Below are 13,373 nucleotides of genomic sequence, written 5' to 3' on the forward strand. Positions count from 1 at the left end.
TGGGGCGTCGACCCCCTCAAACTACTACGCGCGATAAAAGTTCGCTGCCGGAACCTCGACATCCGTATGTGTGCCCGCACCGAGAACGGCCCGCGAGGGAAGAGGTGTGCAGGTCGCAGTACTGGTATGGAGGAATGGCGCGCTGTGCGTGATCGCGCGGGCCGCACTCCGCTTGCCGGCGCACGCATCGCACGGGTCACGATCGGCGTCCCTTGTTCCCCTCGCGGCTGCTGCGAGCCGCGGCGACCGGCGCCACGCACGGGCCCTGCCCTTGCCGGTCGGCCGGAGAAATCCAGCCGATCGGCTGGCTGTCTGCTGCCGGTTGTCGGGTGGGGCGCGGCAATGAGCTACTACACGCTGTAGGGCATGTCACCGAATGTGCACACAATCGCGCCTGTAGAGCCTGACACCACCACCGACCCCCTCCCGGACGCTTCCCCGACACCGTCGACGGGACGGCTGGTCGGCATCGACCTGGCCCGAGGACTGGCGGTCCTGGGGATGTACACCGCCCACTTCGGCCCGGAACCGGCAGCGGTCGGCGGCTTGCCGGGCTCCTTGCTGGAACTGGCCCGCGGCCGCTCCTCCGCGCTCTTCGCCCTGCTGGCCGGCTTCACGCTCGTCGTCATCACCGGCCGTCCGCACCCGCGGACCGGGCGTGCCGGACGGCAGGCGATGGGCCGCGTCGCCATCCGCTCGGTCGTTCTGATCGTCATGGGCCTCGCCCTGACCATGCTGGATACGGAAGTCGATGTGATCCTCGCCTTCTACGGGCTCATCTTCCTCGCGGTCCTTCCGCTGTACCGACTGCGGGCCAGGACGCTCGCGGCGATCGCCGCCGTGAGCGCGCTGGTCATGCCCCAGGCGCTCTACGTCATCCGGCAATGGATCGACGGAGGTGACTGGTCGGACACCGTGATCGCCGCGGACCCGCTGGCCAGGGTCAGCGGCACCGACGGGATCATCGAACTGCTGTTCACCGGCGAGTATCCGGTGCTCACCTGGATCTCCTTCATGATCGCGGGCATGGCGGTGGCCCGGCTCGACCTCACCCGCAGTCGGACACGCCTCCGCCTGGCCGTCACCGGTGGCGCGCTGGCGGTCCTCGGCTACGGCGGGTCCTGGCTGGCGCTGCATCTGGTGCCGAACGCGCTGAGCACCGTCACCGCCGCCACGGACGGCGGCTCCGCCTCCTCCGCCTGGTGGTCCGACACCGTCGGTTACCTCGAGGACGGCACCCCGGCCGCCTGGCTGCTGGTGGGCGCACCGCACAGCCAGACGACCTTCTCCGTCCTCGGTAACACCGGCGTCGCGCTCGCCCTCGTGGCCGCCTGCCTCGCCGCCGTCTCCCGGATGCCGCGAGTGACACGCCTGGCGGCCCCCGTATCCGCAGTCGGCGTGGTCGCGCTGACCGCCTACGTCGCCCACATCCTCCTCATCCGGGCGATCGGCCTGGAGGAGGAGGCGGGCCCAGCCCTGTTCGAGCTGACCGCCTTCAGCGCGGCGACCATGCTGCTGGCGATGCTTTACACCCGGCGGTTCCGCCGCGGCCCGCTGGAACACCTCCTGCACGCCGCCACGCGACCCGCACGCCGCATCAGGTGAGGACGGCGCCGCGTCCCCGCGCCGCGATCTCAAGGATTGCATAAACGTGCAGCGATACGTATAGTCATGCCATCCAGGAGGAGGATTCCATGGCGGTACGTGCAGCGGTGGCGGGAGCGAGCGGATACGCGGGCGGGGAACTGCTGCGTCTGCTCCTCGCCCACCCCGAGATCGAGATCGGCGCCCTGACCGGCAACTCCAACGCGGGACAGCGCCTCGGCGCGCTCCAGCCGCACCTGCTGCCGCTGGCCGACCGGGTGCTCCAGGAGACCACGGCCGAGGTGCTCGCCGGGCACGACGTCGTCTTCCTGGCCCTCCCGCACGGGCAGTCCGCCGCCGTCGCCGAGCAGCTCGGCCCGGACGTGCTCGTGGTCGACATGGGCGCCGACTTCCGGCTGAAGGACGCCGCCGACTGGGAGAAGTTCTACGGTTCCGCACACGCCGGGACCTGGCCCTACGGCCTCCCCGAACTGCCGGGTGCCCGCGCCGCGCTGGAGGGGTCCAAGCGCATCGCGGTACCCGGTTGCTACCCGACGGCCGTCTCGCTGGCCCTGTTCCCCGCGTACGCGGCGGACCTGGCCGAGCACGAGGCCGTGATCGTCGCCGCGTCCGGGACGTCCGGCGCCGGCAAGGCCCCCAAGCCCCACCTGCTCGGCAGCGAGGTCATGGGGTCCATGTCGCCGTACGGCGTCGGCGGCGGCCACCGGCACACGCCCGAGATGATGCAGAACCTCGGCGCGGTCGCCGGTGAGCCCGTCACCGTCTCCTTCACGCCGACCCTCGCGCCGATGCCCCGCGGCATCCTCGCCACCTGCACCGCGAAGGCGAAGCCCGGGGTGACCGCCGAGTCCGTGCGCGCCGCGTACGAGAAGGCCTTCGCCGACGAGCCCTTCGTGCACCTCCTCCCCGAGGGGCAGTGGCCCGCCACGGCGTCCGTCCAGGGTTCGAACGCGGTTCACGTGCAGGTCGCCCTCGACGAGGCCGCGCACCGCATCATCGCGATCAGCGCCATCGACAACCTGACCAAGGGCACCGCGGGCGGTGCCGTCCAGAGCATGAACCTGGCCCTGGGGCTCGATGAGACCACCGGGCTTTCCACGATCGGAGTCGCACCGTGAGCGTCACGGCAGCCAAGGGATTCACGGCGGCGGGCATCGCCGCCGGGATCAAGGACAACGGCAACCCGGACCTGGCCCTCGTGGTCAACGACGGGCCCCGCCGCGCCGCCGCGGGCGTCTTCACCTCCAACCGTGTCAAGGCCGCGCCCGTGCTCTGGTCCGAGCAGGTCATGAAGAGCGGTCAGGTGTCCGCCGTCGTCCTCAACTCCGGCGGCGCCAACGCCTGTACCGGTCCCAAGGGCTTCCAGGACACGCACGCCACCGCCGAGAAGGTCGCCGAGGTCCTCGGGCGGGGCGCCATCGAGGTCGCCGTCTGCTCCACCGGCCTCATCGGTGTGCTGCTGCCGATGGACAAGCTGCTCCCGGGTATCCAGACGGCCGCGGACCGGCTCTCCGAGCACGGCGGCGAGAAGGCCGCCATCGCCATCAAGACCACCGACACCGTGCACAAGACGGCCGTCGTCAGCAAGGACGGCTGGACCGTCGGCGGGATGGCCAAGGGTGCCGGCATGCTCGCCCCCGGCCTCGCCACCATGCTCGTCGTGATCACCACCGACGCCGACCTCGACAGCGGCGTACTGGACAAGGCCCTGCGCTCGGCCACGCATGTCACCTTCGACCGCGTCGACTCCGACGGCTGCATGTCCACCAACGACACCGTGCTGCTGCTCTCCTCGGGAGCGTCCGGGATCACCCCCGCGTACGAGGAGTTCGCCGAGGCCGTCCGCGCCGTCTGCGACGACCTCGGGCAGCAGCTCATCCGGGACGCCGAGGGCGCCAGCAAGGACATCAAGGTCGAGGTGATCAACGCCGCGAGCGAGGCGGACGCCGTCGAGGTCGGCCGGTCCATCGCCCGCAACAACCTCCTCAAGTGCGCCATCCACGGCGAGGACCCCAACTGGGGGCGGGTGCTGTCCGCGATCGGCACGACGTCCGCCGCCTTCGAGCCCGACCGGCTCAACGTCGCCATCAACGGCGTCTGGGTCTGCAAGAACGGCTCCGTCGGCGAGGACCGCGAGCTCGTCGACATGCGCTACCGCGAGGTGCACATCGTCGCCGACCTCGCCGCCGGGTCCGAGACCGCCACCATCTGGACCAACGACCTCACCGCCGACTACGTCCACGAGAACAGCGCCTACTCCTCATGAGCAACGGAACGACCGGAACGACGACCGGAACGACGCGTAAGCACACCGCGCTCCCCAAGGCCCGGATCCTCGTGGAAGCCCTGCCCTGGCTCACCCGCCACCACGGCAAGACCGTCGTCATCAAGTTCGGCGGCAACGCCATGGTGAACGAGGAGCTGAAGGCAGCGTTCGCGCAGGACGTCGTCTTCCTGCGGCACGCCGGCCTCAAGCCCGTCGTCGTGCACGGCGGCGGCCCCCAGATCAGCGCCGCCCTCGACCGGCACGGCATCGTGAGCGAGTTCAAGGCGGGCCTCAGAGTCACCACCGAGGACGCCATGGACGTCGTACGGATGGTGCTCGCCGGGCAGGTGCAGCGCGAGCTGGTCGGGCTGCTCAACCAGCACGGCCCGCTCGCCGTCGGCCTGACCGGTGAGGACGCGCACACCATCACCGCGACCAAGCACACGCCCGAGATCGACGGCGAGCTCGTCGACATCGGGCGGGTGGGCGAGATCACCGCGATCGACACGGGCGCGATCGAGGCCCTGCTCGCCGACGGCCGCATCCCGGTCGTCTCCTCCATCGCCCGCAGTCAGGACGACGGTGATCTGGGTCATGTCTACAACGTCAATGCTGATACGGCGGCTGCGGCACTCGCTGCGGCACTGGGTGCCGAAACGCTGATGGTCCTCACGGACGTCGAGGGCCTCTACGAGGACTGGCCGGACTCCGACGAGGTGATCAGCCGCCTCACGGCCACCGAGCTGGAGAAACTGCTGCCGGAGCTGTCCTCCGGCATGGTGCCGAAGATGGAGGGCTGCCTGCACGCCGTGCGCAACGGCGTGAACACCGCCCGCGTCATCGACGGCCGGGTCCAGCACTCGATCCTGCTGGAGATCTTCACCGACGAGGGCATCGGCACCATGGTCGTGCCCGACCCGCAAAAGGACGAGCAAGAGGGGGACGCGGCATGACCAACCAGGAGCTGACCGCCCGCTGGCAGGGCGCGCTCATGAACAACTACGGCACCCCGCGGCTGCCCCTCGTCCGCGGCGAGGGCCCCCGGGTGTGGGACGCCGACGGCACCGAGTACCTCGACTACGTCGGCGGCATCGCGGTCAACGCGCTCGGCCACGCCCACCCGGCGGTCGTCGAGGCCGTGAGCCGGCAGATCGCCTCCCTCGGCCATGTCTCCAACCTGTTCGCCGCCGAGCCGCCCGTGGTCCTCGCCGAACGGCTCCTGGAGCTCTTCGGCCGCGAGGGCAAGGTCTTCTTCTGCAACTCCGGCGCCGAGGCCAACGAGGGCGCCTTCAAGATCGGCCGGCTGACCGGGCGCACCCACATGGTCGCCACCCAGGGCGGCTTCCACGGCCGCACCATGGGCGCGCTGGCGCTCACCGGCCAGCCCGGCAAGCAGGGACCGTTCCTGCCGCTGCCCGGCGACGTCACCCACGTCCCGTACGGCGACGCGCAGGCGCTGGCCGCCGCGGTCACCGAGGAGACGGCTCTCGTCATCATCGAGCCGATCCAGGGCGAGAACGGTGTCGTGGTCCCGCCCGCCGGCTACCTCAAGGCCGCCCGCGCCATCACCGCGGCCACCGGCTCGCTGCTCGTTCTCGACGAGGTGCAGACCGGCATCGGCCGCACCGGCCACTGGTTCGAGTACCAGGCCCACGAGGGCGTGCTGCCGGACGTCGTCACGCTGGCCAAGGGCCTCGGCGGCGGGCTGCCGCTCGGCGCGACCGTCGCCTTCGGGCGGGCCGCGGAGCTGCTCCAGCCCGGCCAGCACGGGACCACCTTCGGCGGGAACCCCGTCGTGTGCGCCGCCGGACTCGCCGTCCTGGACACCATCCAGGCCGACGGACTGCTGGAGAACGTGAAACGGCAGGGCGAGAAGCTGCGGGACGGAATCGAGTCCCTGAACCACCCGCTGGTCGCCCATGTCCGCGGTGCGGGCCTCCTGCTGGGTATCGTGCTCACCGAGCCGCTCGCGCCCCGTGCACAGCAGGCGGCTCAGGACGCCGGAATCCTGGTGAACGCGCCCGCCCCCGATGTCGTACGGCTCATGCCGCCGCTGACCCTCGGCGACGCGGAGGTGGACGCCTTCCTCCGGGCACTGCCCGGCGTCCTCGACGCAGCCCGTGAGGACGGACGATCCGGAGAATGAGACGACGATGAGCCAGGCGCAGGACCACGGACAGCACACCGGGCCCGGCGTGCCGCAGACCCGCACCGCACGCCACCGCCGGATCGTGGACATCCTCAACCGGCAGCCGGTGCGCTCCCAGAGCCAGCTGGCGAAGCTCCTCGCCGACGACGGGCTGACCGTCACCCAGGCGACGCTCTCCCGCGACCTCGACGAGCTGAACGCGGTGAAGATCCGCAACACCGACGGCGACCTCATCTACGCGGTCCCGAGCGAGGGCGGCTTCCGCACCCCGCGCGCACCGCTGGGCGAGTCGGCGAAGGAGGAGCGGATGCGCAGGCTCTCCCAGGAGCTGCTGATCTCCGCGGAGGCCTCCGCGAACCTCGTGGTCCTGCGCACCCCGCCGGGGGCCGCGCAGTTCCTCGCCTCGGCCATCGACCAGGCCGAACTGCACGACATCCTCGGCACCATCGCCGGCGACGACACGCTGCTGCTGATCAGCCGCGCGCCGGACGGGGGGCAGGCACTGGCGGACCATCTGCTGCGGCTGGCGCAGAACGGCGGCTGACGGCGGCTGACGGCTTCCACGGGCCGGGGGACTCAGCCGAGACGGTCGGCGAGCCCCCCGGTGCAGCGGACCTCGTCGCCCGCCGTGATCAGCAGGGCCTCCGTGTCCGGCAGCGACTCCAGCCAGCGCAGCGCCTGCCGCGAGCCCATCGCGAACGCCGCCGTCGCCCAGGCGTCCACCCAGGTCAGCCGGGGTCCGACGACGGTCACGGCGACCAGGTCGGTGACGGCGGACCGCCCGGTGCGCGGATCGACGATGTGCGCGCCCCGCTCGGCGGTACCGGACGTCGCCACCGACAGCCGCTCGGCACCGGCGGCGGAGACCACGGCGGCCAGCGCGCCCGGCCGCAAGGGGTCGGACACCCCCACCCGCCACGGCCGCTCCGGCCCCGGCACCCCGCACAACTGCACATCACCGCCGCCGTTCACACTGACCCCGCTCGCACCCGCCGCGGCCAGCCGCAGCGCGGCGCACTCGGCGGCCCAGCCCTTGACGATGCCGGTCGGGTCGAAGCAGCCCTCGTACGTGGCGCTGAACCAGCCCTCGCTGATCCGCTCCGCCTCGGTGCACAGCTCCAGGACCTCGGTGACCAGCGGATCACACTCCTCGAGGACCAGCTCCCCACGGGCCAACCGGGAGACCTGACTGCCGTCACGGTAGGTGCTGAACATCGCGTCGACGGCGTGCAGCCCGGCCACGGCCTCGTCGAGCGCACCCCTGACCGCCGTGGGTTCGCCGCCCCGGACGTCGAAGGAGAAGACCGTGCCCATGACCTCCTCGGCATGACACAGCCGGGGCGGCGCGGAGGCGCCCACGGGCTCAGCCACCGGCCTTGTCGAGGGCGGACTGGAGGGACTTGCGGTAGCCCTCGCTGGTGTAGGTGGCGCCGGAGACGGTGTCGATGTCGGCGGTGCCGGTGGTGACGGCCTGCTGGTTGAGGCGGGGGACGGCGGTGTCGGTGACCTGGGTGCTGCGGCCGCCGCTGGGTGCCTGTACGGCCTCGGCGTCGGTGATCTTCCCGCCGCTGACGGTGACGCGGACCTGGACCGGGCCGTACTCGGTCCGCGTCACGTCACCCGTCAGGGTCTGCGCACCGGTCGCGGCGCCGCCCGGTCCGCCCTGAGCCGATGGCGCGCCCGCCGTCTGCTGCGGTGCCGCCTGCGCCGCGCCCGCGGGATCGGACGCCGGCTTCAGCGACAGGAGCAGCACGATGCCGGACACCGTGGCGGCACCGGCCAGCAGAACGCGCCGGATGGGATGACTCTTCTTCATCGCTCCTTCAGCTCCTGACATGGGGAGTTCCGTAAGTGAGGAAGGCTCGTGGGTGTGGAGGGCCCGTTGGCGTGGAGGGCCCGTAGGTGTGGAGGGCCCGTAGGTGTGGAGGGCCCGTAGGTGTGGGAAGCCGGTGGGCGGCCGGGCCCCTGGGCGTGGCGGTCCCGCCGCTCACATCTCGAACGACTCGTGATGGATACGGCGGCCCGGCACGCCCGCGCCGCGCAGCGCCTCGTACACCTGCTGGGCGAACCCGGGCGGCCCGCACAGGAACACGTCATGGACCTCGATGTCGGGGATCTTGCGGCGCAGCGTCTCCGGGGAGATGTCCGGGCGCTCCCCGTCGGGGCTGTTCACCGCGTACATCAGCCGGGCCCCGCGCTCGTCGGCGATCGCCGCCAGTTCGTCCCACAGGGCGAGGTCCTGGGTGCTGTTGGCCCGGTAGAGCAGCGTGAGGTCGCCGGCCGCGCCCGGGAGCGTCTCGAACAGCGCCCGCATCGGCGTGATGCCCACCCCGCCCGCCACCAGCAGCACCTTGCCCCGGCTCCGCCGGCCCGCCGTCAGCGCCCCGTACGGGCCCTCGGCCCACACCCGCGTGCCGGGCTCCAGGTCGCGCAGCGCCGAGCTGTGGTCGCCGATCGCCTTGACCGTGATGCGCAGCATGTTCGGGCGCGGCGCAGCCGACAGCGAGTACGGATGCGAGCTGAACCGCATGCCCGGCGCGAGGAACCGCCAGCGGAAGAACTGTCCCGCCTCCGCGCCCATCCGGTGCAGACGCTCCCCGCTCATCAGCACCGACACGATCCCGGGCGCCTCCTCCACGACCGCCTCGACCCGCAGCCGGTGCCGCAGGTTCAGCCGGACCGGAGTGACGATCCGGTACCAGACCACCAGCGCGGTCACCGACCCGTACAGCGCGTACCAGACCGTCCTCGCGACCGGCTCCACGGCGAACTCATTGCCCGTCGACAGCTGGTGCCAGAACGTCAGGAAGGTCGCGGCGTACGTCAACAGGTGCACGTGGTACCAGAGGTCGTACGGGATCCGCCGCCGCACCGGACCGATCGAGATGAGCCCGATGAACACCAGCACACCGGTGCCGATCGCGGCCTTGCCCATGTCCGGCAGCCCGTTCACCGAGTCCACGGTCTGCCGCACGAGGTCCCCGGCGCCGAGCCCCGCCTGCAGCGCGTACCCGTACATCGTCAGCACGACGTGGGCGACGACCAGGCAGAGCGTGTACCGCCCGCTCATCGCGTGCCAGCGCGCCACCCGGTCCGAGCCGACCCGGCGCTCCAGCGCGGGCACCCGCGCCATCTGCAGCACCACCAGCGCCATCAGATAGCCCGCGAGCAGCCCCGTGATCCGGCCCGCGGCGAGCACCCGGCCCGCGGTGTCCGCGATGGCCGGGGTGTTGCTCCACCACAGCCAGAGCACCCCGGCCGCCCCCGCCCAGACGGTGAGCAGCAGCGGTACGGCGGGGGAGCGGCGGGGCCGGATACGGCGCATCGTCTGGCGCCGCGCGGCACGGCCGCCTGCGATCGTGGTGGTCACGGTTCCTCCGTGGGGCGAAGTCCCTTGGCCCTGGGATACGTGCCGCGACCGCGGAGTGTTCAGCCGGTGGGGAGGCGCGGGACCACTGGTACCGCTAGTACCGCGTGATCGCCGTCGGCCCGCTCCTCGTGCCGATCGCGATGTGCGGAGCGCGCTCCGGATCGGCCCAGGTGAGGATGCGCCGCATGGCGTCCCGCGGCACGGACACGCAACCGGCCGTCGCGCCGCGCCCGTCGACGTGCAGGAAGATCCCGGCGCCGCGTTCGCGCACGGGCCTCGCGTAGTTGAAGCCGATGACGTAGGCGTACGCGTACTGCGTGCCGTACGTGATCAGGTGCTCGGCCTCCGTGGCACGGCAGTCGGCGGGGCGGGGCTCGGTCCAGCGGTTGTAAGCGCGGGAGTCGTTGTCCTGGCACCACCAGGAGTTCCGGCGGACGGGGCGGTACCGGACGTGCGTGCCGGGCGGTGCCTTCTCGATGCCGAACGCGTAGGGCAGGTCGTACAGGCCGGTGGGTGTGGTGTTGGTGCCCTGCTTGCGGGAGCGCCCCTCGGCGAGCCCGCCCGAGCCGAAGCGCGCGGGTGCGGACCCCGCCTTCACCCAGCGTCCGCCGCGCCGGTCCCACCAGGTGACCCGGCCCGTCGTCGACGAGGTGCGGGGGGCCTGAGCGGTGATCAGCTGGGTGCCGCCGCCCGTGTCGGCCATGCGCTCGGGGAGTGGCGGCCCGTCACCGGGCGCGGCACCGAGCACGAGGGAGACGGACGCGAGAAGGGCGACGACACCGGCACGCTTGATCGGACGGTCACCGAGGCGCATGCCTCAGACGGTAGAGGGCGGCAGCGGCAAAGGCAGCCCCGGCAGCCCGTCCAGGCTGGTTTCGATGTGCGGTTTCGACCGGAAGTAGGAGTCGAGCGAGGCGTCGTCCTCGCGCGCGAAGCGCCGGCCGTGCAGATCGCGGTCCTCGTCGTACGTCATGAACGGCACGCCGTAACCACAGGTGTCGCGGATCAGTTCGGCGCGGACCAGGATGATCGCGCGCAGGCCGTGCGGGGCCGGGTCGATGTCGGGAAAGTGGCTGAGGAGTTCCTTGAAACGGGGGTCGTCACGGAAGACCGGCTCGCCCCTGCCGTGGACACGGACGATGTTGGGCGGCCCCTGGAAGGCACACCACATCAGGGTGATCCGGCCGTTCTCCCGCAGATGGGCGACGGTCTCGGCATTGCTGCCGGCGAAGTCCAGGTAGGCCACGGTCAGTTCGTCGAGGACGGCGAAGGAGCCCTTGAGGCCCTTGGGAGAGAGGTTGACCGTGCCGTCGCCGGACAGGGGCGCGGTCGCGGTGAAGAAGAGGGGCTGTGCCTCGATGAACGTACGCAGGCGGCCGTCGATGCGCTCGTAAGTCTTTCCCATGTCGAACGATTGTCGGCCAAAGTCTTTCGAATGTCTAAGGGTTTGCGTGGGGTGGGACGGGCGGCGCCGTGACCGCCCTGGCCGGCGTTCGGGGCGGTCACGGCGGTCGTGGCGGTCACGGCGGTCACGGCGGTCGTGGCGGTCATGGCGGTCGTGGCGGTCGTGGCGGTCATGTCGTCACGGCGGCCATGGTGGCCTGTCTCCGGGTCGTCACTCGTCGAGCGTGCAGGTGGCGAGGGACTCCAGGCCCTGCGGCCTCTCCGCGGTACGGCCGATGGAGAGGGCGATGCGCTCGATGGCGGCGGTCCGCTTGTCGGCCAGCGGGCCGAGTATGGCGTTCTGGACGAAGTTCGGCCCGCCCTGGCCGACCGTGTCGATCAGTCGCTGGTTCGCCGCCTGGATCTGGGTGCCGAGCTGGGCGAGGTTGCGCTCGACCTCCGCCTGCGCGGAGGCGGGGATCTCGGGGAGGCGGGACGCGACGTCCGGGCAGGAGATGGCTCCCGCGGTCTCGGCACCGGCACCGGCACCGGTATCAGTACCCGCACCAGCATCAGTGCCCCCATCGGCACTGGCATCAGCGCCCCCATCGGAACCGGCATCAGCACCGGCATCAGCACCGGCATCAGCACCGGCATCAGCACCGGCATCAGCACCGGCTCCGCCCGCGTTGCCCGCGTCGAGGCTGCACGGTGCCAGCGCCTCCAGTCCCTCCGGCTTCTCGGCCGCGCGCCCGATGGCCGTCTCGATGCGGTTCAGCGTCGCGACGCGCTTGTCCTCGAGCGGGCCGAGGATGGCGTTCCGGACGAAGTTCGGCCCGCCCTGGCCGACCGTGTCGATCAGTCGCTGGTTCGCCTCCTGGACCTGGGTGCCGAGCAGCGCGAGGTTGCGGTCGACCTCGGCCCGCGCCGACGCGGGAACCTCCGGCAGGCCGGGCTCGACCGCCGGGCAGGTGATGGAGCCGGGCGAGGCGGAGGCGTCGCCGTTTCCGTCGGCGGTGCTCTCCCCGGCCAGGGCGGACCCGGCGATCACCGCCCCTGACAACGCCACGGCGGCGGCGCCGCCGATCAGCGCGATGCGGCGTTTGCGGTACTTCGGAAGTGCCCTGGAGCTGGACATGTCGGTGCCTCATTCGGTCGCTCGGTCGGGGTACGGACACGCGGCGCCTGCGGTCGGAGAGAGATACGAGAAAGCGCGTTCCCCCGTTCAGCCGGGTACCGCTCCGGCGGTGCCGAATTGACGAACCATGCAGACTTCTGCATACTCATGCATGTCAGCGAATGCACTGTGAGGAGAAACCCGTGACCGAGCGCGTCGTACTCGCCTACTCGGGCGGCCTGGACACCTCCGTCGCCATCGGCTGGATCGCCGAGGAGACGGGCGCCGAGGTCATCGCCGTTGCCGTGGACGTCGGCCAGGGCGGCGAGGACCTGGACGTCATCCGCAAGCGCGCGCTCGCCTGCGGTGCCGTCGAGGCCGAGGTCGCGGACGCCAAGGACGAGTTCGCCGAGGAGTACTGCCTCCCGGCGATCAAGGCCAACGCCCTCTACATGGACCGCTACCCGCTGGTCTCCGCCCTCTCCCGGCCGACGATCGTCAAGCACCTCGTCGCCGCCGCCCAGAAGCACGGGGCCTCCACGGTCGCCCACGGCTGCACCGGCAAGGGCAACGACCAGGTGCGGTTCGAGGCCGGCATCGTCGCCCTCGCCCCCGACCTCAAGTGCATCGCCCCGGTCCGTGACTACGCGATGACCCGCGACAAGGCCATCGCGTTCTGCGAGGCCAAGGGCCTGCCGATCGCGACCACCAAGAAGTCCCCGTACTCCATCGACCAGAACGTCTTCGGACGGGCCATCGAGACGGGCTTCCTGGAGGACATCTGGAACGCCCCGATCGAGGACATCTACGAGTACACCTCCAACCCGGCCGAGCCCCGCGAGGCCGACGAGGTGGTCATCTCCTTCAAGGAGGGCGTCCCGGTCGCCATCGACGGCAAGCCCGTCACCGTCCTCCAGGCCATCCAGCAGCTCAACGAGCGCGCGGGCGCCCAGGGCATCGGCCGCATCGACATGGTCGAGGACCGCCTCGTCGGCATCAAGTCCCGTGAGGTGTACGAGGCTCCGGGCGCCATCGCCCTGATCACCGCCCACCAGGAGCTCGAGAACGTCACCGTCGAGCGCGAGCTGGCCCGCTACAAGCGGCAGGTCGAGCAGCGCTGGGGCGAGCTCGTCTACGACGGCCAGTGGTTCTCCCCGCTCAAGCGCGCCCTGGACGGCTTCGTGAACGAGGCCAACCAGCACGTCACCGGCGACATCCGGATGACCCTGCACGGCGGCCGCGCCGTCGTCACCGGCCGGCGCTCCGAGTCGTCGCTGTACGACTTCAACCTCGCCACCTACGACACCGGCGACACCTTCGACCAGGCCGCGGCCAAGGGCTTCATCGACATCTACAGCCTGTCGTCGAAGATCGCCGCCAAGCGCGACCTGGCGTGACCGCGCAGGTCACCTCGCACGCATCAGCCTGACAGCCGCCTCCTCACCTCCCGTGGTGGGGAGGCGGTCGCACATCAACCCCCGAC

13 protein-coding genes are annotated in these 13,373 nt (G+C 71.3%); 7 read left to right on the forward strand and 6 right to left on the reverse strand.

The genetic code is table 11. The features are described 5' to 3' along the window. Positions 1–366 precede the first annotated feature (366 nt). From IE242_RS13955 to IE242_RS13980, 6 genes are all read left to right on the forward strand, one after another. Positions 367–1,605, forward strand: coding sequence for a DUF418 domain-containing protein (locus tag IE242_RS13955; RefSeq protein ID WP_189858918.1), 1,239 nt, complete (start codon positions 367–369; stop codon positions 1,603–1,605). Positions 1,606–1,694: 89 nt separating this feature from the next. Continuing rightward, a complete protein-coding gene (argC, locus tag IE242_RS13960) occupies positions 1,695–2,723 on the forward strand; it encodes an N-acetyl-gamma-glutamyl-phosphate reductase (RefSeq protein ID WP_189858920.1) in 1,029 nt (342 codons plus the stop codon). Continuing rightward, a complete protein-coding gene (gene argJ / locus IE242_RS13965; protein ID WP_189858922.1) occupies positions 2,720–3,871 on the forward strand; it encodes a bifunctional glutamate N-acetyltransferase/amino-acid acetyltransferase ArgJ in 1,152 nt (383 codons plus the stop codon). Before argC ends, argJ begins: the two co-directional genes overlap by 4 nt. Further along, positions 3,868–4,824, forward strand: coding sequence for an acetylglutamate kinase (gene argB / locus IE242_RS13970; RefSeq protein WP_189858924.1), 957 nt, complete (start codon positions 3,868–3,870; stop codon positions 4,822–4,824). Before argJ ends, argB begins: the two co-directional genes overlap by 4 nt. Then, positions 4,821–6,017: an acetylornithine transaminase gene (locus IE242_RS13975; protein ID WP_189858927.1), complete on the forward strand. Its 1,197-nt coding sequence runs from the start codon at positions 4,821–4,823 to the stop codon at positions 6,015–6,017. The genes argB and IE242_RS13975 overlap by 4 nt, the downstream gene beginning before the upstream one ends. Positions 6,018–6,024: 7 nt before the next feature. Beyond that, positions 6,025–6,564 carry an arginine repressor gene (locus IE242_RS13980; protein ID WP_189858929.1) on the forward strand — a complete coding sequence of 180 codons (540 nt, stop codon included), beginning with the start codon at positions 6,025–6,027 and terminating at the stop codon, positions 6,562–6,564. Positions 6,565–6,596: 32 nt separating this feature from the next. Here the strand turns inward: IE242_RS13980 and IE242_RS13985 are convergent, their stop codons facing one another. The 6 genes from IE242_RS13985 to IE242_RS14010 form a co-directional block, all read right to left on the reverse strand. After that, positions 6,597–7,334, reverse strand: coding sequence for an FAD:protein FMN transferase (locus tag IE242_RS13985; protein ID WP_189859265.1), 738 nt, complete (start codon positions 7,332–7,334; stop codon positions 6,597–6,599). Positions 7,335–7,383: 49 nt separating this feature from the next. Then, positions 7,384–7,836 (reverse strand): FMN-binding protein, encoded by a 453-nt coding sequence (locus tag IE242_RS13990; protein ID WP_189858931.1) that lies wholly within the window; start codon positions 7,834–7,836, stop codon positions 7,384–7,386. A 171-nt stretch (positions 7,837–8,007) separates the two neighbouring features. After that, positions 8,008–9,390, reverse strand: coding sequence for a ferredoxin reductase family protein (locus IE242_RS13995; protein ID WP_189858933.1), 1,383 nt, complete (start codon positions 9,388–9,390; stop codon positions 8,008–8,010). 94 nt (positions 9,391–9,484) lie between these two features. Beyond that, entirely contained in the window at positions 9,485–10,204 is a 720-nt protein-coding gene (locus IE242_RS14000; RefSeq protein WP_189858935.1) for a L,D-transpeptidase family protein, read from the reverse strand. Positions 10,205–10,207: 3 nt separating this feature from the next. Then, positions 10,208–10,795, reverse strand: a complete 588-nt coding sequence (locus IE242_RS14005; RefSeq protein ID WP_189858937.1) for a pyridoxamine 5'-phosphate oxidase family protein — start codon at positions 10,793–10,795, stop codon at positions 10,208–10,210. Positions 10,796–11,005: 210 nt separating this feature from the next. After that, positions 11,006–11,911 carry a hypothetical protein gene (locus IE242_RS14010; protein WP_189858939.1) on the reverse strand — a complete coding sequence of 302 codons (906 nt, stop codon included), beginning with the start codon at positions 11,909–11,911 and terminating at the stop codon, positions 11,006–11,008. 182 nt (positions 11,912–12,093) lie between these two features. Between IE242_RS14010 and IE242_RS14015 the strand changes: the two genes are divergently transcribed. Then, entirely contained in the window at positions 12,094–13,287 is a 1,194-nt protein-coding gene (locus IE242_RS14015) for an argininosuccinate synthase (RefSeq protein WP_189858941.1), read from the forward strand. Positions 13,288–13,373: the final 86 nt, after the last annotated feature.

The organism is Streptomyces poonensis (genome assembly GCF_014650915.1).
GTDB lineage: Bacteria > Actinomycetota > Actinomycetes > Streptomycetales > Streptomycetaceae > Streptomyces > Streptomyces poonensis.

What these genes read in the sequence shown, in the direction of transcription:
- IE242_RS13955 (WP_189858918.1), top strand. Translation starts at nt 367, where the DNA reads ATGTCACCGAATGTGCACACAATCGCGCCTGTAGAGCCTGACACCACC.
- argC (WP_189858920.1), top strand. Translation starts at nt 1,695, where the DNA reads ATGGCGGTACGTGCAGCGGTGGCGGGAGCGAGCGGATACGCGGGCGGG.
- argB (WP_189858924.1), top strand. Translation starts at nt 3,868, where the DNA reads ATGAGCAACGGAACGACCGGAACGACGACCGGAACGACGCGTAAGCAC.
- IE242_RS13975 (WP_189858927.1), top strand. Translation starts at nt 4,821, where the DNA reads ATGACCAACCAGGAGCTGACCGCCCGCTGGCAGGGCGCGCTCATGAAC.
- IE242_RS13980 (WP_189858929.1), top strand. Translation starts at nt 6,025, where the DNA reads ATGAGCCAGGCGCAGGACCACGGACAGCACACCGGGCCCGGCGTGCCG.
- IE242_RS13985 (WP_189859265.1), bottom strand. Translation starts at nt 7,334, where the DNA reads ATGGGCACGGTCTTCTCCTTCGACGTCCGGGGCGGCGAACCCACGGCG.
- IE242_RS13990 (WP_189858931.1), bottom strand. Translation starts at nt 7,836, where the DNA reads ATGAAGAAGAGTCATCCCATCCGGCGCGTTCTGCTGGCCGGTGCCGCC.
- IE242_RS14000 (WP_189858935.1), bottom strand. Translation starts at nt 10,204, where the DNA reads ATGCGCCTCGGTGACCGTCCGATCAAGCGTGCCGGTGTCGTCGCCCTT.
- IE242_RS14005 (WP_189858937.1), bottom strand. Translation starts at nt 10,795, where the DNA reads ATGGGAAAGACTTACGAGCGCATCGACGGCCGCCTGCGTACGTTCATC.
- IE242_RS14010 (WP_189858939.1), bottom strand. Translation starts at nt 11,911, where the DNA reads ATGTCCAGCTCCAGGGCACTTCCGAAGTACCGCAAACGCCGCATCGCG.